Annotated in this window: 11 protein-coding genes, 1 tRNA gene and 1 other RNA gene; 7 read left to right on the plus strand and 6 right to left on the minus strand. The window is 60.9% G+C overall.

Going from position 1 to position 17,432, the window contains the following annotated elements:
* The coding region (groL, locus tag P5205_08775; protein HSA10451.1) for a chaperonin GroEL at positions 1-1,215 on the plus strand (1,215 nt) is incomplete at its 5' end.
* Between the two features lie 177 nt (positions 1,216-1,392).
* Positions 1,393-1,747, plus strand: a transfer-messenger RNA (tmRNA) gene (ssrA, locus tag P5205_08780).
* A 75-nt stretch (positions 1,748-1,822) separates the two neighbouring features.
* Here ssrA and P5205_08785 read toward each other — a convergent pair.
* On the minus strand, positions 1,823-2,629 hold the full coding sequence (locus tag P5205_08785; protein HSA10452.1) for a TatD family hydrolase: 807 nt from the start codon (positions 2,627-2,629) through the stop codon (positions 1,823-1,825).
* 130 nt (positions 2,630-2,759) lie between these two features.
* On the opposite strand from P5205_08785, the gene P5205_08790 reads away from it, so the two are divergent.
* Positions 2,760-3,791, plus strand: a complete 1,032-nt coding sequence (locus tag P5205_08790) for a TIM barrel protein (GenBank protein HSA10453.1) — start codon at positions 2,760-2,762, stop codon at positions 3,789-3,791.
* A 351-nt stretch (positions 3,792-4,142) separates the two neighbouring features.
* Here the strand turns inward: P5205_08790 and P5205_08795 are convergent.
* Positions 4,143-4,233, minus strand: a tRNA-Ser gene (locus P5205_08795).
* Positions 4,234-4,529: 296 nt separating this feature from the next.
* On the opposite strand from P5205_08795, the gene P5205_08800 reads away from it, so the two are divergent.
* Positions 4,530-7,712, plus strand: coding sequence for a hypothetical protein (locus P5205_08800; GenBank protein ID HSA10454.1), 3,183 nt, complete (start codon positions 4,530-4,532; stop codon positions 7,710-7,712).
* An 86-nt stretch (positions 7,713-7,798) separates the two neighbouring features.
* Here the strand turns inward: P5205_08800 and P5205_08805 are convergent, their stop codons facing one another.
* From P5205_08805 to P5205_08815, 3 genes are all read right to left on the minus strand, one after another.
* Positions 7,799-8,584: a glycosyltransferase family 2 protein gene (locus P5205_08805; GenBank protein ID HSA10455.1), complete on the minus strand. Its 786-nt coding sequence runs from the start codon at positions 8,582-8,584 to the stop codon at positions 7,799-7,801.
* Positions 8,585-8,693: 109 nt separating this feature from the next.
* Positions 8,694-9,446, minus strand: a complete 753-nt coding sequence (locus P5205_08810) for a PTS sugar transporter subunit IIA (protein HSA10456.1) — start codon at positions 9,444-9,446, stop codon at positions 8,694-8,696.
* 55 nt (positions 9,447-9,501) lie between these two features.
* Entirely contained in the window at positions 9,502-10,008 is a 507-nt protein-coding gene (locus P5205_08815) for a ferritin (protein ID HSA10457.1), read from the minus strand.
* Between the two features lie 303 nt (positions 10,009-10,311).
* Here P5205_08815 and P5205_08820 point away from each other — a divergent pair, with 303 nt between their 5' ends.
* Positions 10,312-11,688 carry a metallophosphoesterase family protein gene (locus P5205_08820; GenBank protein ID HSA10458.1) on the plus strand — a complete coding sequence of 459 codons (1,377 nt, stop codon included), beginning with the start codon at positions 10,312-10,314 and terminating at the stop codon, positions 11,686-11,688.
* Between the two features lie 136 nt (positions 11,689-11,824).
* On the opposite strand, the gene P5205_08825 is transcribed toward P5205_08820, so the two are convergent.
* Entirely contained in the window at positions 11,825-12,703 is an 879-nt protein-coding gene (locus P5205_08825) for a TIM barrel protein (GenBank protein HSA10459.1), read from the minus strand.
* A 795-nt stretch (positions 12,704-13,498) separates the two neighbouring features.
* Between P5205_08825 and P5205_08830 the strand changes: the two genes are divergently transcribed.
* Both P5205_08830 and P5205_08835 read left to right on the plus strand, forming a co-directional pair.
* A complete protein-coding gene (locus tag P5205_08830; protein HSA10460.1) occupies positions 13,499-14,155 on the plus strand; it encodes a hypothetical protein in 657 nt (218 codons plus the stop codon).
* A 137-nt stretch (positions 14,156-14,292) separates the two neighbouring features.
* Complete coding sequence (locus P5205_08835) at positions 14,293-17,304, plus strand: TIGR03790 family protein (GenBank protein ID HSA10461.1); 3,012 nt, start codon at positions 14,293-14,295, stop codon at positions 17,302-17,304.
* The last annotated feature ends 128 nt before the right edge of the window (positions 17,305-17,432 follow it).

Raw genomic sequence — 17,432 nt, forward strand, 5'->3', positions numbered from 1 at the left:
GAGATCAAGCAGGTCGCCACCGTGTCCGCCAACTGGGACACCACCATCGGCGAGATCATTGCCGACGCCATGGACAAGGTTGGCAAGGACGGCACCATCACCGTCGAGGAAGCCAAGTCCATCGAGACCACGCTCGAAGTGGTTGAAGGCATGCAGTTCGACAAGGGCTATTTGTCTCCGTACTTCGTGACCAACGCCGAGACCATGGAAGCCAAGCTGGAAGACGCCTACATCCTGATCTTCGAGAAGAAGATCAGCAGCCTGAAGGACATGCTCCCGCTGCTGGAGAAAGTCGCCAAGGTTGGCAAACCGATGCTCATCATCGCTGAGGAAGTGGAGGGCGAAGCCCTGGCCACCCTGGTGGTGAATAAGCTGCGCGGCACGCTCAACATCGTGGCCGTCAAGGCCCCGGGCTTCGGCGACCGGCGCAAGGCCATGTGCGAAGACATCGCCATCCTCACCGGTGCCAAGTTCATCAGCGAAGACCTCGGCATCAAGCTGGAGGGCGTTGAACTCAGCGACCTCGGCAAGGCCAAGAGCATCGTGGTGGATAAGGAAAACACGACCATCGTGGAAGGTGCCGGCAAGAGCTCGGACATCCAGGGCCGCGTGAACCAGATTCGCCGGCAGATCGAGGAAACCACCTCGGATTACGACCGCGAGAAGCTTCAGGAACGCCTGGCGAAGCTCGCCGGTGGCGTGGCCGTCATCAACGTCGGCGCCGCAACCGAGACCGAGATGAAGGAGAAGAAGGCCCGCGTCGAGGACGCCCTGCACGCGACCCGCGCAGCCGTTGAAGAGGGCATCGTCCCTGGCGGCGGCGTGGCATTGATCCGCTGCCTGGACGCCATTGACAAGGTCAAGGGCGCCAACGAGGACGAGCGGATCGGCGTGGACATCGTCAAGAAGGCGATCGAGTTCCCGACCCGCGAGCTGGCTAACAACGCCGGCGAGGAAGGTTCGGTCGTTGTCGAGGAAGTCAAGAAGCGCAAGGGCAACGATGGTTACAACGTGGCGGACAACAGCTACGAAGACCTCGTCAAAGCCGGCGTAGTGGACCCGAAGAAGGTCACCCGCACCGCGCTGCAGAACGCCGCGTCCATCGCCGGCCTGCTCCTGACGACGGAATGTCTCATCACTGAGATTCCGGAGAAGGAGAAGAAGGCCCCGATGCCGGGCGGTCACGGCGGCATGGGCGGCGACATGGATTACTAAGCCCATCGCAGCCGCGGGCATGGCCGGATGGGCCGGAGGCCCGTACTGTTCCGCGGCGCTTGCGGGAGGAACCGTTGAATCGAGCGAGGCTGGCGCACGCCAGCCTCGCTTTTCGTTGAGAGCCGTTGGATCCTTGACCCGTGGGTTGAAATGGGCGAGATTGGCCCTGCAGCTTTTGGGGGCGTACTGGTTTCGACTTGGAAGATGCGCCAGAGGCGGCATGCCGAGGATGGTTCGTTGGCCTCGTTAATCATCGGACCGAACATTAATTGCTAACGAAGAATTAGCTCTCGCGGCCTAAGTGCCACGACGTTCGCCGGCGGACACCTGCTGCGCCGGACGAACGCCACAGCAGGTTAGGCCAGTCGCGGCGTCCGCGCGCGCCTGGTTGAAGCTCTTACCCTGCGGGCTAGGCTGGGCGACTCGGTGTCAGGCCGCAATCGCCTGGTAGAAAACTCTCTCCTGACTAAGCATGTAGTCGCGGCTGGCAAGTTTGCCAAGGACGCGGGTTCAACTCCCGCCGCCTCCACCATTTGCGGGAGGCGGGCCTGTCAAACGCTGCCAAAACCACCCGTTGACGGCTGAGGAACAAATGTTCTGAGGTTTCCTACAGTTTACCGAAGAACCTCGCAGCGGTGGCACACGTGGCAGCGCTCAGCTCTTCGAGCGAACAGCCCTTGACCTGGGCGGCGACTTCGGCGGTCTCCTTCACGTAGGCCGGCTCGCAGCGTTTCCCCCGGTAAGGCGCAGGCGCAAGGAAGGGGCAGTCGGTTTCCAGCATGAACTGGTCGAGGGGAGTGGCGGCGAGAGCATTCCGAATCGTCTGATTGCTCTTGAAGGTTAGAATGCCGGTGAAACTAACCAGCGAGCCCAGCGCCAGGATGCGCCGCATGGCCGTCGCATCGTCGGCGAAGCAATGGAACACGCCGCGCACGCGCCCGGCGAATGGTTGCACCTGGGCAAGCGTGTCTTCCAGCGAGTTACGCTGGTGAATGACGCAGCCGAGTCCAAGCTCGGCGGCCACTTCCAGGTGCTGGCGGAACAGCTCGATTTGCCTGGCCTTGAAGCGTGCGTCATCGGCGGCAGTGAACCCGGCTTGCCGGCTCGGCAGGCGGTAGTAGTCCAATCCAGTCTCGCCCAGCGCGACAACCTTGGGATGCCGCGCCAGCTCGCGCAGCGCCGGCCGGAAATCGTCGGGGGCTTCGAGGGCGTGGGAGGGATGCCAGCCGACGGCGGCATACACGTTGGGGAATTGCTCCGTCAATTCGACGGCGCGCCGGCTGCTGGCGAGGTCGGTGGCGATGGTAACAATTTTCGTGATACCCGCGGCGGCGGCCCGCGCGATGACCTGGCCCAGGTCGTCAGCGAACTCGGGGCGGCCAAGATGGGCGTGAGTGTCATAAAACACCGACATAGGCTGAAAGTAAGTGCGAGAGAGCAGGCTGCAACCAAAATCCGAAAAATGGGATTGCGTTCGCTAGCCGACGCCAGTAATGCTCTGGCGGTCGGTCAATGAATAAACCTGTATAACCTTACGCAACATTATGGCAGACAATTGTTTTCATCCCAGCATCGAAGGAGCGCAGCACGGAGCCAAGAGTCTTGCGCAGTTCCTTGAATACGCGAAGAGGTCGGGCGCCGCCGGGGCGCAGCCGTCCAATTTCATGCTCCAGAGCGGCACCGGCTTCAAGAGCGCGAAGGAGATCAAAGACGCGTTTGCCAAGGCCAAGCTGAGCCTGGACGGTGTCTCCGCGCACTGCCCGTTCTGGGTGCACACAACCGCCTGGACTGGCAGCCCAACCGTCCGGCCATTCATCCCGGGCGACGTGGCGAAAAAGTCGCCCGCGGAGATTGAGAAGTGGGCGGAGGATTACATCCTGCGGCTGCTGGATTTGTGCGCTGAGCTGGGCGTCAAGATCGTGCCGATGTTCTGGGGCGTGGCGTTTGGGTGGGAGCTGGCGACGGGCTACCCGTGGGGATTCTGGAAAGGCGGCGACTACGACTTCCTCAAAGAAGGACAAGAGCGCTTTGTCAAGAAGACCGCCAAGATCCGCAAGCAGGCCAAGTCACTAGGCATCTTCCTGGCCCACGAAATCCACCCCGGCACGGCGGCGATGTGCGCGGATGACTTCAACATGCTGGTGGAGATTTGCAGCGGGGACAAATGCCTCACGGTCAACGCCGACCCGTCTCACTGCTGGGAGGGGGAGGATTGGGAGACTCGATTCCTGAAGGTGGCGCCGCGCATCTACGCCTGCCACGTGAAGAACTTCGTCATCCGCCCGGGCCTGCCACTGCGCATGATGGAGGCGGGCTGGCAAAAGCGCGCGATGCAGTTTGTGGACATCCCCACGGGCGACCTCAACATGATGCGCTATGTGGAGCTGCTGATCCATACCGGCTATCCCCAGCGCTACTGCCAGGTGATGGGCACCAAGTCCGCGCCGCTGATTGTCGAGGCCGAGAGCGCCTACCGCGATTTGGACGCTACCAGCGCCAACGGCATCCAATACGTGCGCGACAACCTCTGCTTTCCGCTGGCTGCCGGCTCGTTCGAGGACGGCATGGGCGCGTAGCCTGGCAGTTTGTTAGAGGAGCTTAACCGCTTGCACCCTCTCTCTTCCGGTTGGAAGGGAGAGGGCTTTCTATTGCGGGTCAATTCACGCCCGTCCGATTGAGCAGGTAGATTATCACGCCAACTGCCACGCATGCGGCCACGCTAAGAAAGACAGCAAAGTACAACGACTGCATCTTCCGAGTGCGAACGTGCCTCGGGTTACCTGGAAAAAGCAATTGCGCCAACCTGCCCATCTTGCCCGGCAAGGAATATAGACGCGGCGATGAGTTTCGCAATCATTCATTCCCTGAATCCAGATTAGGCAGGGAGCCGACACCGCTACCGGGAACCGGCAACGGAGCGTCGGAATTGGCGGAGAGACTGGGATTCGAACCCAGGGTGGGGTATAAGCCCACTCACGCTCTCCAGGCGTGCGCTTTAAACCACTCAGCCATCTCTCCAGCCGTTCAACTTCAATGGACTACGTTTTCGATCCGGCGCTCAGCCTTACGGCTTGAAGCCGCAACCTGAATTCGGCGGGAGGTCCTCTGACCGCGCAGGCAAGCTTCGGCAGAGGATGCCCGAACCGAACCGGGCTCGTCACGTACCATCGCGCATGTTATTCACATGAATCTGAGTTAAGCGCAAGCCGATTCGGCACTCCGGGTCACTGAAGTTTGCTTCACAAGCCGGCCACGCGACCGTATCGTTGGGCAACGAAACCCAGGCTGGCTTGGGGACTGGCAGGTTCGAAGAGATGTACGGCTGGCAAAAGCGCGACGAGGCGGCCAATCTGCCCCCGGGCAGGCTGACCAAGCTGGTCCCATTGCTGGCGGCGGCGCTGATTACGGTTTGTTTCGTGTCGTTCCCCTCTGCACCGCCGGACAATGACGTGGATTCCTCCTTAAGCGCTGGGTTGAACTACGCTCAGGAGGAGGGGCTCCAGTTTGGTTCTGACCTGGTGTTCACGTATGGGCCGCTGGGATTCCTGATGTTTTACTATTACTCGCCCTGCGCCGCGGGTTGGCGCATGGCGGCAGACGTGGCGTATTGCCTGGCGACAGCCGTTGGATTATGCCTGCTGGCGTGGCGATTGCGACCGCTGTGGCGCTGGGGGTTGCTGCTGCTGTTTCTCTGGATCGCCCCCAACATTCCGACTCGGGCAGACCTGGTGATTAATATCGGACTGCTATCCTGGAGCTTGCTGTGTTTGGTCGAATCCGGTTACCGCCTTCTGGGGTGCTTGCTGGCGTTTGCGGTTCTCGCGGCTTTTGCCGCGCTGGCGAAGATTTCGTTTCTTTTCACCGCCACTGTCGGCGTGGCGGTGGTTGCGGGAGACCTGGCACTGCACGGACGTTGGCGGTTGGCGGTGGGGATGACCGCTGGCTTCGGCACAGCATTCGTATTGGGCTGGGCAGGCGCGGGGCAAGCGTTCGCGAGTCTGGGCGCCTATTTGGCTAACGGTCTGGCAGTGGCGCGGGCCTACAATGGCGCGCTGGGTTGGGAAGGTCCGGTTCTGCTGCAGAGCTTATGCCTGGCGCTGGCGCTGGTGGTCCTAGTCATGATTATCCTGCGCGTGGCGGCGGCGTTTGAGGGCGGCCAGGCGCAGCGAACTGCCCGTCTGGGTTTGTTGCTGGCGTGGTTGTTGTTGCTGAGCTTTGCGGCTTGGAAATATGGGTCCGTGCGGTCGGGGCGGGAGGTGTACTTCCTCGGGTTCATCGCGGTGTTGGCGTTTGGTTTGGAGACGCTGCCCGGCGAGGGGCGGGTGGCGCGCCGGTGGGCCCGGGGCCTGGCATTGGGTGTCTGCGGGTTGTCATTGATAACCATGCAAGTGAACTGTTTCGCAGGCTGGCCTGGATCGTTCCGGGTGCCGTTTCGCACGTTCGGGCAGAATCTGTCCTGGCTGATGAACCCGGCTGGCTATCGGTGCCAGATGGAGGAGGCGCTGGGCGCGAGGCGGCGCGAAGCGCAATTGCCGCGCTGCACTGAACAGATCGGGCGCGCCAGTGCAGACGTGTTTGGCCACTGGCAGGCCTACGCCTTGCACAACGGCTGGAACTATCGCCCGCGCCCGGTCTTCCAAAGCTACGTCGCGTGCAGCCGGGCATTGATGCAGCTAAACGAGAGTTTTTACCTATCCAAGGCGGCACCCGAGTATGTGCTGTTCCGGCTGTTCGCGCTTGACCGGAAATTCCCATCATTGGAGGACGCAATGGTGTTGCGAACGCTGCTGGCTAATTACCAGCCCATAGCCGCCGAAGACCGGTTCCTCTTGTTGAGGCGAATCGGCACGAAGCGGCCCGTCCTTTCACTGGTCCGCGAGGGAACCGTGCAGCCGGGCCAGGCAATTGACTTGCGCGAATTCGGGAACACGGATTTGTGGCTTGAAATTTCCCTGCAACCGACCCTCTTGGGCCGGCTGAGACAGGCACTTTACCGGCCACCGACAGTTCGACTAGCTGCGTGGCGCGAGCCCGGCGGAAAGCTGATGGTCCGAAATCGAGCTCCCGCCCAGATGCTGGCGGCCGGCTTCCTGGCCAGTCCGCTCCTGCTCAACAACGACGACGTGCTGAACCTCTATGCGGACCGGGCGGTCGCGCGTCCGGGCGCCTGCTCCGTCGAGTTGCTGCCGGGTGAAGGGTGTTACTGGCAGGAGACCATTCACTATCGCATCCACAAGGTGCAAAGTCGGTTAGGCCGGTGCGTGCCGGCGGATTTGGCGGAGCAGTTGTCCGAGCAAATGTCCGGGCAGCAGGCGGCAGGGCAGAGTTCACTCAATGCTAGCCCCTCTGCGGTTGCGGCTCCTGCCTCGCCGGCGAAGCATCTGTTCAGGCTGTTTCCGGTGGCGCGATGGCGACCGGCGGCGCCACTGCCTGGGGGATGGCAGGAGAACGTCACCTTCGGGTTGTTTCTGGCGGCACCGATGGCGAGCATCGGTTTGCTGCTGGTATTTGTCAGACGAGGCAGGAGGGGTGTAGCTCCAACCGGCTGGGGCCGCCTGGTCATCGGGAACGCCCTGGTTCTGGCTTGCCTGGTAACACCGGTCTTGCTGGTTGGGGAAACTTACTTCCGTTTCTGCTGTGACACCACGGACTCGCTGGCCTTCACCCGGATTTCGGAGCGTTGGGTGCAGCGTCATTGGCGCGTGAACGGCGCGGGCAGCCGTGATAATCTGGAATACTCGCCCGCGCTGACGTCCGGCAGACGCCGGATCAGTTTCGTCGGGGATTCCTTCACCGCGGGGCATGGCATCAAAGATGTGGGAGACCGGTTCGCGAATCGGCTGCGCCAGGCCCATCCGGATTGGGAGATTCACCTGCTGGCCTCGGTTGGTTTGGACACGGGCGGGGAGATGACAGTGATGAAGAAGGCTATTGCGCGAGGCTACCAGCTGGATCAGGTGGTGTTAGTCTATTGCCTGAATGACATTGGCGACCTGCTGCCCCCGCAAGCCGACGCCACCAGGCGCATCCTGGCAGAGCTCGACAACAGCGGCTGGCTGGTGCGCAACAGCTACATGATGAATCTCTGGTATCATCATTACCGGGCGTCGCGGGATCCATATCTGGGGAACTACTGTGCCTTTGTGCGCGAGGCTTACAACGGCGCGGTCTGGGAGCGGCAACAGGAGCGGCTGAAGGCCTTTCGCGACCTGGTTCAAGCTCAGGGCGGGCGTCTTGCCGCGGTCACCTTTCCATTCCTGCACGCCCTCGGGCCCAACTACGAATACCGGCCGGTTCACGTCAAATTGGATGAGCTCTGGCACGAGTTGGGGGTGCCGCACCTTGATCTGTTGGAAGTCCTTGAGGGCCTGCCGCCGAGCCGGTTGACGGTGAATCGGTATGACGCCCACCCCAACGAATACGCCCACCAACTCGCCACCGCGGCGATTGACCAATGGTTGCAGAAGCTCATGGCGATCCGCCCTCGGCCGGATTGATGGCCGGTTCAGAGTAGAGCACTATGTCGCACCTGATTTTCTAAACGAAACTGGAAGCAAAGAGACGGACGAAGCGCGAGGTTACCTCATCGTGCTTTTCTGTAGTCACCGCGGCTAAAGTACTTCTCGAGCCAGACGTAGAGGCAGATGAACAGATATCGGCTGCCCATCTCCCGGAGCTTAAGCTTGGCCACGCCCGTGCGCCGGTTGCGCCAGGTGATGGGGATGACCGTCCAGGAAAATCCCCGGACGATCGCCTTGAGCGGCAATTCGACGGTCAGGTTGAAGTGCGGCGCGATGAGCGGGCGGCACCCCTCGATGACCTCGCGCCGGTAGGCCTTGAAGGCGTTGGTCGTGTCATTGAGGCGGATGGCAAAGAGGGCCTTGAGAAAGAAGTTCGCCAAACGATTGATGAAGAGCTTGATCTTCGGGTAGTCAATCACCCCGCCCCCCTTCAGGAAGCGGCTCCCAAAAACGCAGTCCCAGCCCCGGTTCAACTCCTGCCAGTAGCGCACGACGTCCCGGCAATCGTCCGATTCATCGGCCATCATGATGACCACTGCGTCGCCCTTCATGTGGTTCAACCCGCAGATGATCGCCCGGCCAAAGCCGTGCGGTCCCTCGTTCTTTACCGGCGTCAGTTCGGGGACTTTGGCCTGGAGATCAGTGAGCAGTTCCCAGGTTCTGTCCGCGCTGCCATCGTCCACCACGAGAAGTTCATGCGGCACGTTATGGAGCCGCAGTTCAAGGTGGAGATGCTCGACGGTTGAACAGATGCATCCCTCCTCATCGCACGCGGGTATGACGACCGAAAGCAATGAAAGCGGGCGCGCGTGGGCCGGAGGGGAATCGTGTGACGTCTTGTTGGCCATGCCTGGACTTGGGGGCAGATTCTAGTCCGGCGTGGCGCAAGGGCAAGCCAAAGCAGAGCCAGGTCCCGGAAGACATCGGCTAGTCGTCCAGCCGCTTGGCCCGGCTCCTTCAGGCTGGAGGATCAGATGAGTCCGCCAGGGGCTTCCGATTGGCCAGGACGGCCTGTTCTGCGGCGAGAATGCTCTGGCACATGGCGTCGGCATCAGTCACTTGCCGAAGGTCGGCAAGCAAGTCCGTCTTCTGCGCCATCAGGCACAAGCGAGCCAGCGTGTGCAGATGCATTCGGTCATCCGGACAGCCGATCAGGAAGAAGAGGTCGGTCGGCTGACCGTCCGGCGCGCCGAACGGGATCTGCTGGATGGTCCGGCCCAGGGCCAGAAAAGAGGCTTCAAACAGATAGGACTCCGGATTGCGTGAATGCAGCAGGGCCAGACCGCCCGGGATGCCGGTTGAGCACAACTCCTCTCGCGCCTGCAAACCCTCCAACAGCGTTTGCGGATCGCAGACGCGCCCGGTCTTCTCGGCCAGAGCCACCATTTGGCGCAGCACGGACGCTTTGGTCTTGGCTGTCATGGCCGGCTCGATGAACCCGGGCTGGATCATGTCCGGCATGATGGCCTCGTTTGGGACGATCTGCCGGGTGCCGCGGGAGGATCGCTGGTGGTAATCGGCCAGGGGCCGGCCTTCCAAGCCGAGGATGCGTTGCGAGGCCCACGAATCAATATCCACCTTGCGGAACACCAGCCGTTCGCCGTGCCGCTCGAAGGGGATATGCTTGTCTTTTACCAACCGCTCGATGTCGGCACCGCTCAGGTGCAGATAACGAGCCACCTCGTCAAGGCCGTAGGTCCGGTAAGGCATGCGTTGCGGGCCGCGCCTGCCCACCATCCGGCCCGGCGCCGCCTGGAGGCCAGCACTAATCCTTGTCTTCTTCGGCCCGGCGTCCCGCCTCGCGGTCTATTTGGTAAAGGGCGCCGCGGTGATCGCCGGCCAGTTCGAGTTTGGTAAGGAGATCGCTGACGTTCCGTTCCTCCTCGACCTGCTCATCGAGGAACCACTTAAGGAATGACAGAGTGGCATAGTCTTTCTCCGCGGCCGCCAGTTCGTATATGGCGTAGATCGCGGCCGAAACCTTCTGTTCGTGGCCCAGGCTGGCCTTGAAGGCGTCCAGGGGCGACCTGTAATCGCACTTGGGCTCGGCGATGCTTTGTAAACCTACTTTGCCGCCCCGTTCCACCACATACTTGAAGAAGCGGTTGGCGTGATCCAATTCCTCCTTGCTCTGGACTCTCATCCATTTGCCGAAGCCGGTGAAGGGGGTGCGCTCGAAATACGCCGCCATGCCCAGGTAGGCGTAAGCGGAGGAGAATTCGAGGTTGATTTGGTCGTTCAGAACCTTTTCTAGCTTGCTGGATAGTTTCATGGTGCACAAACACTAACCCAAAAACTGGCCCAATGGCAAGTTGGAAGGACGCTGCGGCGGCTTCCTACATGCCTCTTGACACTGGCATCATAGTGGGAGAATAACAAACGATGGCTCATCCAAACGTCAGCTTGTCGCCAAGGTCAGCGCCGCTGCCAGGGGCCAGGCCAACAATGGACGCAGCCGGGGCGGCTCCATCTCGCTGTCTCGAATCAAGGCCGCCGCAGCAACCATTGGGACGATCTCCGGCGACCACGCGAAAAGGCCACAGCACAGAGCTGCGAAGTTCAGAAACACTGAAGAATGAAAGCGCGTAAGTTGGCCAAGCCGAGAAACTGCGGCAGAGTTTTCGCCGGACTGCTCAAAGTTGCAGCCTGCCTGAACTTATGCGTCGCCACACCCGCACTCAGCCTGGGGGCGCCGGCAATAGCCGGTAGCGTGTATTCGATTGTCACGAATCCGGGCGAGGACGCCGCAACCCAAATGAATATCGGCTGGCACGCAGATTTGGGAGCCACCAACTGCTTTGTCACCTATGCGAAGAAGTCCGATACCAACTGGGCGCACGCCGCGACCGTGAACGGAACTTGCGAGCGTTGCGATATTTTCAACGGCGTGTATTCGAAGACCGGCTCCGGCGCGGATTTTAACGAAGACGCGGTCTTCCTGGATTACGGAGCAATGTTAACCGGCCTGGAGCGGGATACCGAATACATGTATAAGATCGGCATTGAGGGCGGTGTTAGCAGCCCAGTCCACTATTTCAAAACCGCCGGCGCGGCAGAATTCAGCTTTCTGTGGATCGGCGATTTTCACGCCTATCCCCCACTTTCCGGACGCCTGAACAACGCCGTGAAAGTAATTGACGCAGCGCTGGCGAATGACCCGGGTGTGGACTTCATTTTCTCGACCGGCGACGTGGTGGCCTGGGGTGGCAGTTACTCGTTCTGGAGGCTCTTATACGAGCAGGATTTCATCAAGAACTACATGTTCGCCAACGTCCTGGGCAACCATGACGCCATGACCCGGACCGGTTCCACCAGTTCGGCTTACTTCAAGGTGGCCAACAACTTCCCGGGCAACGGCTACCCCGGCCAGGAGGGAGTGTGCTACTGGTTCACATATGGCAACGTCCTGTTCATCACGCTCAACAACGAGGTCATGTCCAACCGTCCCAGCGAGCAGACGATTGCGAGAAACTGGGCAGCCGACGTGATCCGGCGGCTCAAAGGGAAGTACCGGCATATCTTCCTTTGCGAACACTATCAGTGGTTTGACGGCCGGGCGGGCAAGACCAGCTGGTATGCGAACTGGAAGGACTTCTGCGACGAATATGGAATTGCCCTCGCGTTGGCGGGTAATAACCACGTCTATCAACGAACCCATCCTCTGTATCAGGACAAAGTCGTGGCGGACGGGAAGGGGACGGTGTATATGGTGGTGCCGTCCTCGGACGGTGATCGCGGAGTGAAGGCGGGCACGCTCACATACAATGCCGAGAAGCTTGCCTTTACCTATTCCAGGCAAGCCAGTTCCAGCAATGCGCAGGTTAAAACCATCGGGTGCGTTTTAGTAAAGGTCCATGCCGAGGGAATTACGACGAGGCTGGTCTATCTGGACGAGGACGCAGCCGTTCATGTCGCGGATGAGCATACCACCCTCGCCTTGCCGGCGCGGTAGGCGGGGTGGCCGCCCTTCCGGTTTGAGCCATCTGGCGGGCACAGTGTCGGCCGACGTTTCACCCCAGGTTCACTCCGATCCGTCCCCTTGAGCACAGCGGCATTGAGGACAGCCTCGGAGAGAAGTGTGAACTGAATCACACCTCGCAGATGCTCATCATTTGCTCGAGCGTCTCGAGCGGTTTTTTGGTGGGCGTGTATTCGTGTGCCAGGTAGCCTTTGAAACCCAGATCCGCAATGGCCCGGCAGATGCCTTTGTAGTTGAGTTCCTGCGAGTCATCGAACTCGTGCCGTCCCGGATTTCCGGCGGTGTGGAAATGCCCGATATACTGGATGTTCTGCTGGATGGTGCGGATGACGTCGCCCTCCATGATCTGCATGTGGTAGATGTCATACAGCAGTTTCACCCGCGGTGAATTCACTCGCTTGCAGAGCTCGACGCCCCAGGCCGTGTGATCGCACATATAGCCGGGGTGATTAACCTTGCTGTTGAGCAGTTCGGTGCACAGGGTCACACCTTGCTCTTCCGCCAGGCTCTTGATGTTGTTCAGGAACTGCACGCTGTTGTCGAGGCCTTCCTCGTCCGTAAGCCCTTTACGGTCGCCGGCCAGCACGATCACATTGGGAGCCCCGGCCGCCGCCGCCGCCTTGATCGCATCCCTCATCTTCGGCTCGATGGTGGCATGGTTGTTCTTGTCGTTAATGCCCGCTTTGATGCCGCTGCTGCCGCGAACCATGGTGGGAATCAGCCCGTGCTTCTTGAGCGCCGGAAACTCCTCCGGCCCGACCAAGTCAATGCCGTGCGCCCCCAACCGCGCCGCCTCCCGGCATTGGCCTTCCAGGTCCAATTGGGTGCCTTTGAAGACCCCGCGGCATACCGCTTGTTTGAGGCGCCCTTTGCGGGTCGCCGCCCGGGCGCTTGGGACCGCCACACCTACCACGGCAATGGCCCCGACACTTCCGAGAACACTGAGGAATTGGCGACGGCCCAATGTCGGCGAATGAATTGCATTCATGGGTTGAACATAGCCACGCCACGAGCAAGATCAAGCCCCGGGGACCATTGTTGGGCCGGGATTCGACCTCAGCGGCGTTCGTCATTCAGTAGGAATCATGGTGATCCGCCGTCTCGAACTCCCCTTCTTACCGCCAGCAGCCCCTCCGAACGGACGACGGCACCGTTGCAGTAACCGCATCCTGGTTTTGGCTTGCGGATGGCATGTTAATGCGGTCCGGCTACGGTGTGTATCCCATGGGGAGCGCTCCCCATGGGATACACACCGTAGCATCACCGTGCCGGCACCGTATCCGCCAGCCAAGGGCACCGGAGCCAGCGGAGACTGGAAAGGGCAAATAGCCAGCATCACTGTCCCAAATATGGACAGCGCACGGGTCGAGATTTCGAAGATTCGATTGAGTTCTGATTGGAGAGCCAGGTTAGCCCTGTAATCCTCATGACTCGGCTATCCAGATTGTGCGAATGCTGGCCACCGTTGGCGCCTTCCGCGAAACCACAATGAGCCAGCTTGTTAGCTGCGTTCGCGAAGTACGATGCGGGCGAACCGGTTGGAACGGTTGGATAAGCCCCATCTACGCCCCACCCACAAGCGTGGTCCGGAAGGGGGCAAGTCCGGTTATCCCATCCGCCCCACCGTTTTTGCTCTGGAGCACGCCAAGATCTGGGGCAGGCGACGCAGAAATACTTGTAAAAAAGGCACCTAAATCCCTTGACTAGTTCGACTGCCTGAGGTTAAATAAGGCCAATGTAAAGTCAGTGGGCGTAGCTTCCTGCTGATGGAGCATCAAGTCCTATGAAAAGACTATTTTTACTTCTGACTGTGGTGGCAACCCTCGCCTTCGTCTCAACCAGCAATGCCAGCATCACAAACGCGTGGTGGCATGATGACAGAGATGGTACAATCGTCTGCGATCAATGGTCTTGGAATCCTGCCGAGGCCAAGCTCTGGATGTCTGGCGATCAATTTGGTGCCCCTGGCCAGCCGTATGCGCCGGCCCACATGGTTGGCTGGGTGGAGCTAGACAGCGATGTGGACCCCACGCTGACACTGAGTGGGACAGTTGAGAACGACACAGGGAATGCTTGGTACGGCTATCAAATCAACGTCAGGATGGATCTGCCGTTTACGTTCACCACTCCCGGCCCCACCGTTGGCAACCCTCCTCTCAACGACTGGTTCTGGGCCCAAACCTGGGATCCTGTGCAACTGGTTAGCGGCCCGTACGCCGGCATGTGGCAAGGCAGCATTTTCTTCTCTGAAGGCACGTCCATTCTGAACGGTGGGAGCTTGGATTTCCTCTATTCCATTAACTTCTCCGGGACGTGGGGCTTCGAATTCACCCAGGAGATGATTCCCTGGGCAACGCAGATTCCTGAGCCGTCCACGGCTGTTTTGGGCGGGCTGGGTGTCCTGTTATTGGTCGCCCGTCTGCGCGGCAACCGGCGTTAGTCAACAGTGCTTCTCTGTCCGCGCGAGCCTTTCGGCTCGCGCGGTTTCACGTACAGCCCTAATGCCAGCAAACTGGCTTCATGCTGCGCCAGCATGGGGGTGCTGGCATACTGCCTGCTGCCCTGATGCCAAGTAATATGCAGTTTTCAGGGCTACGAGGGCCGGCGCTGACGTTCCTGCTGGCGCTGAGCTGCACAACCGCTTCCCATCTCCTGGCAGGAGGCAGCGGTTTGAACACCGTTGTCGTCGTTAATCAGAACAGCGCCAACTCCCGCGAGCTGGGGAACTACTATTGCGAGCGTCGCCAGGTGCCACCCGAAAATGTCCTGCGCATCGCCTGGTCGGGCGGGAACACCAACTGGAGCAGCTCAGAGTTCCAGGCAGTTCTCCTGACACCGCTGCTCGAGATGCTGGCTGCCCGCCAGTTGGCCAGCCAGATCGAGTACGTCGTGCTGTCAATGGACATACCCTTCCAGACCGTTTACGGCGGGAGGATCAACAGCACAACGTCCGCCCTCTTTTACGGTTTGAAGGATGACTCGCCAGGCAACGCGCGGGACCTCACCAACAGCTACTACGCGAGCGAACAGGCCTTCCCGCAGGCAAAGCCCGCGTCCGCCCCGGGTTTCTCCTTCCTGGCCACAATGCTGACCGCGGGCTCCCTTGCCCAAGCCAAACAGTTGGTGGATCAGGGCGTCACCAGCGATTCTACCTGGCCTACTCGACCCGCCATTCTTGCGAAGAGCTCCGATACGACGCGCAACATCCGTTACCGCGCTTTCGACAACGCCATCTTCAACAGCCAGCTTCTGCAGCGCTGCACTCTGCTGCGCACCAACACGGACAGCATCCTGGGCCTGACAAACCTCCTCGGCTGCGAAACAGGTCTGAACACCCTGGGCGTTCCCGCCAATGCCTTCATCCCGGGAGCGATGGCGGACAACCTTACCTCCTACGGCGGTGTTATCATCGGCACAAACCTCCAAACCAGTTTGCTGGCCTTCATTCACGCGGGGGCGGCGGGCAGCTACGGCACCGTCACTGAGCCGACTCCCAACACGCAGAAGTTCCCCAGCCCGCAGAACTACTTTTATCAGGGCCGCGGCTTTTGCCTGGCGGAGTGTTATTACCAAAGTCTGTATCTCCCCTACCAAGGGCTCATCGTCGGCGAGCCGCTGGCAGCGCCGTTCGCGCGGAAGGCCACGGCTAGTTGGGTCGGCACGCCAGCCAGTGGAGTTATTCAGGGCGCGCCACAGCTCGGCCTCGCTTTCGCCAGCGCCGATCCTGACCACCGGCTGCAGCAGGTTGACTTGTTCGTAGATGGCAAATACTACCAAACCCTCACCAACTGCCCGCCCTGCCCGGGTAACCACATCAAGGTAGCGCTCAACGGCTATCCCCTCACCTACACTGTGTCGACCAACGCCACCCTGGCCACTATCGCGTGCGGCCTGGCGGCGCTCATCAACGCCCCGACAGTCACCAATCTCACCTGCATCACTGCCCAAGCCTGCGGGGACCGCGTGGAGCTGCGTTCGCTGGCGACCAATCCCTTGGCGACGCCTTACTTCATCACCGACTATACCGCCAGCAGCCCCGCCGGACGATACTACCGCGCGCAATACGTGTCCGCCACACCGGCGCCACTGCTGAGATTCCTCGGCCGGGGCACCAACGGCTCCGCGCGTTTCACCGTGGAGACGCCGGAGGGCAGACCCTCCTACCTGCAAGCCTCGACCGATCTGTCCTCGTGGGTCACTATCTTCACTAATCATGCAGGCGGTGCGGTGGAAATATCGGACACCGCAGCGGGAGCGTATCCACGGCGCTTCTACCGGCTGGCGGCGACACCGGCAAATCGGTTCGCGCAACTGGCCCCCCTGGGCATGAGCGCCGGCCAGGGCTTCAGGATGCGGGCCGTCGGCCCGAGCGCGGCGCCATACGTCCTGCAAACCTCCTCAAACCTGCTCGACTGGTCAACCATCTTCACCAACTCGGCCGGAGGCACGGCGGATTTCCTTGATCCCGGGGCCACCAATTCAGGCCGCCGCTTCTACCGCACGCTGCTTTGGGCGCAGGCGCTGTCGGGTCCGGCCGTTACTGTCCACGGCAGCGCGGGCGCCAATGGCGTTTTGCTGCGCGTGGACGGCGCCGTGGAGCCCTACGTTTTGCTGGCCTCCACCAACCAGAGCCAGTGGACGCCCATCTACACGAACTCGGTTATGGGCCAGCCTCGATTGGCCGTCAGCACCGCTTCCGGGTCCGCCAACGCCCTGACGACCTTCGCCACTGCAAGCCGAAGCACCTTCCTCAACTCGCCGGGCAACGGCATGCGAACCTTCAACGTCACTGGCACGATTGCCCTGGGCGCATGGCTCCAACTCCATGTAACCAAGACCAACTGCACGCTGGTGAGCCTGGCCGTCACAAACCAATCGAGCACGGCGACGCTCTATGACCTTGCGCGGCAGTTGGTCACCGCCATTAACGCCTGCGTGGCTTTGCAGGGTGAAGACGGTGTGCTTGCCGAGGACCTGATGGCGGGAGGCTTCGGCACAGCCAGTTTCAGTCTCTACGCGCGCAGCCCCGGGCGGGAAGCTGCGGGTGTTCAGGCCAAACTGGTCACCTCAGCCACTCTCGGCGCGAGCCCGTCATCCGCGATGCGCCTGGACGTGAACCTCTCCGACCTGCTGCCGCGCAACCACATCTACGTCATCGCGGGCGCGAGCGCGTTTAGCTTCGACATCACTATCGCTACAACCTCCCTCGCGGATGGTTTCCACGAGCTGGCCGCCGTCGGTTACGAAGGCACACACGTCCGCACACAAACCCGCACCACGCTTCCCCTCCAGGTACAGAACACCTCTCTCTCCGCCAGCCTGACGTTGCCGGAGCTTGTGCCCATGGCTCTTGCTCAAGGCCAGTACCACGTGCAGGTCGCCGCCAACACCACCAATGTAACCGCCATCACCCTCTTCAGCACGGGCGGTGCGCTGGGCACGGTCACCAACCAATCTGCTGCCACATTCACGGTGGACGGTGCCTTTTTGGGCGCAGGCTTGCATCCCTTCTATGCGACCGTCCACACGGCGGACGGCCGAAACTACCGCACCGCGACCACTTGGACACGGCTGGTAAGTCGCCCGTGAGCGGCCAAGCCGCCAGCGAAGTTGGTCAATTGCTGAGTACTGACAAGAAGACCGGCTGCTTGAGGTTCCGGCGAAAGCGGGCAGGAGAGAATCGTGCCGCTTCGGAAATCAGCCAGGGCCGCAGGTTT

It is taken from the genome of Candidatus Paceibacterota bacterium (genome assembly GCA_035452965.1).
Classification (GTDB): domain Bacteria; phylum Verrucomicrobiota; class Verrucomicrobiia; order Limisphaerales; family UBA8199; genus UBA8199.

Bases quoted from the DNA above. Each gene is read 5' to 3' on its own strand.
- P5205_08785 (HSA10452.1), bottom strand. From the start codon at position 2,629: ATGTCGGTGTTTTATGACACTCACGCCCATCTTGGCCGCCCCGAGTTC.
- P5205_08790 (HSA10453.1), top strand. From the start codon at position 2,760: ATGGCAGACAATTGTTTTCATCCCAGCATCGAAGGAGCGCAGCACGGA.
- P5205_08800 (HSA10454.1), top strand. From the start codon at position 4,530: ATGTACGGCTGGCAAAAGCGCGACGAGGCGGCCAATCTGCCCCCGGGC.
- P5205_08805 (HSA10455.1), bottom strand. From the start codon at position 8,584: ATGGCCAACAAGACGTCACACGATTCCCCTCCGGCCCACGCGCGCCCG.
- P5205_08810 (HSA10456.1), bottom strand. From the start codon at position 9,446: ATGCCTTACCGGACCTACGGCCTTGACGAGGTGGCTCGTTATCTGCAC.
- P5205_08815 (HSA10457.1), bottom strand. From the start codon at position 10,008: ATGAAACTATCCAGCAAGCTAGAAAAGGTTCTGAACGACCAAATCAAC.
- P5205_08820 (HSA10458.1), top strand. From the start codon at position 10,312: ATGAAAGCGCGTAAGTTGGCCAAGCCGAGAAACTGCGGCAGAGTTTTC.
- P5205_08825 (HSA10459.1), bottom strand. From the start codon at position 12,703: ATGAATGCAATTCATTCGCCGACATTGGGCCGTCGCCAATTCCTCAGT.
- P5205_08830 (HSA10460.1), top strand. From the start codon at position 13,499: ATGAAAAGACTATTTTTACTTCTGACTGTGGTGGCAACCCTCGCCTTC.
- P5205_08835 (HSA10461.1), top strand. From the start codon at position 14,293: ATGCAGTTTTCAGGGCTACGAGGGCCGGCGCTGACGTTCCTGCTGGCG.